2 protein-coding genes are annotated in these 1,809 nt (G+C 44.1%); both read right to left on the bottom strand.

Annotation, left to right across the window (positions count from 1 at the left end):
* Window positions 1-190 (bottom strand): hypothetical protein (locus tag F6K37_RS40655; RefSeq protein WP_287256973.1); only part of this gene is annotated, 190 nt, incomplete at its 3' end.
* Window positions 180-1,562, bottom strand: coding sequence for an ATP-binding protein (locus F6K37_RS40650; RefSeq protein WP_287256971.1), 1,383 nt, complete (start codon window positions 1,560-1,562; stop codon window positions 180-182). The genes F6K37_RS40655 and F6K37_RS40650, both read right to left, overlap by 11 nt.
* Window positions 1,563-1,809: the final 247 nt, after the last annotated feature.

Here is a 1,809-nt window from a genome sequence, read left to right as displayed (position 1 = left end):
ACGAATGCTTAATTGTGTTATTTAAAAGCTGATAGCTGATAGCTGATAGCTGAATGCTTACACAGGGAGTCATGGAACTGAGTAATTTCAGGTAGAGGTTAATGCTGATAGCTAATAGCTGATAGCTAATAGCTGACAGCTGATAGCTGACAGCTGACGGCTGATAGCTGATATTATATTTAGCTTCCATTCAACTCTTTGGCATCAGCTAACACCGGATTGATATCATACCAACATCCGTGGTCATTACAATACTCAAACACAAACAAACTCTTCAACAGGATTTGGTATTCCTCCTCACCCCTGACAGTTTTGTGTTCAGCCACATGTCTGAGCAATTCCCACTCATCCGGTGTAATTGCCCTGCTCAATTCATTGCGACGCTGACTAATCACACTTTCTACCAAGTTACGAGATAAAGGCGGTTCGTCTTTCCTGAGGCAGTTACGGAGCAGCACCAGCAAATTCCTGACATGACCCCCACTGACTAGACACAGCCGATCCAATGTTTGTGGGCTATCAAACACTTTTGTAATTAAACTCAGCCGTTGCTCTGGCTCCACATCTGGGAAGGCTCTGGCTAAGATCATCTGTCGCAGCAAAGCAATTCCGGCATCACTGGGACTACCATCTGGTTCTTGTACCTGTACCATCGGTAACAGTAAATGCTCACAACCAAAGCGATTCCTGAGGTTTTCTTGGTCATTGGAAAATGCCAAAATCAGGGGAATGGTGTAGACCACATGGCATTTGAGTTGATTAAGATACTCCCCCTGGTCTACAAACAAATATTCTGGCTGATTGCGTTGCCCTGACTTAGGTTTATTATGGATCCGGTCAAGATTATCCACAATCACCACTAGTCCAGCTTTACCCTGCTGTTGCAGCTGCTGTTGAGCTGGTTCAATCAGTTCTGTATTAATCGCTTCTACAATATTGTTGACCCGTGGCTCTAGATGTTGTCGCAATAGGGAGCGAATGTCCTTAGAATTCTTAGCTTTCGTAGTAATTTCTCCAATCCCAAACGCTAGGGAATACTCCCCCTCTTGTGAGCTGATGCCAATCTCATCAGGTATTTTAACCCCTACACCAGCGGCCTGAAACTCAGGAACTTTGAATTTCAACCCGGTCACCTCGGAGTTTAACAACTTAGCCGCCCCTTGCACTAACCCTTGGAAGCGGGTGGGTTGGAGTCTAATTTTAGCTTCCTCCAGACTTTGAATCACCTGACGAGCAATGGTCAGCAAAATATCACTGATCTCTACATCTGCGAGGTCCAAGTCATTAGAGGACTCAAAATAGACGACATGAAATCCCTGTTGTTCTAATTCCCGTTTCAATCGCGATAACTCGGTAGACTTGCCACAGCCCATGTGTCCGGTAAACAACTGACAGGTGGGTTCGTCTTCTGAGAAGGTAATGGTGCGTCTGAGTTCTCGAATAATATTGCTGCCCCGCACCTTGGAAAAATCAATGTAATATTGTTGGTCTTCAGCCCTCCCCACATTCAGGGTTTTACTGGGATTACAGACCCGAAAAAATCTGCTGAAATTCACTGTCATTAAACTTCCCCCCGGTAGACGAATTGACTATTGTCAGATTACACCCCGATATCTGCCAGATCGACATCGCTGACCAATTTACGCTGCAAACGGATATACAGCCTCTATATAATTTATCGACTTAATAGCTACACATTATGCAATTGACATTTTCCATTAACTGCAATAAAACGTAACATTATTCTCAATCCTGATGGTATATGATGCCGTAGCTGCGCAGAAAGTTGCCTGAAATTTCATAAATGCT

The organism is Moorena sp. SIO4E2 (genome assembly GCF_010671945.1).
Classification (GTDB): domain Bacteria; phylum Cyanobacteriota; class Cyanobacteriia; order Cyanobacteriales; family Coleofasciculaceae; genus Moorena; species Moorena producens.
Note: the sequence above shows the minus strand (reverse complement) of the source record. Positions and strands in the feature narration are given on the sequence as shown.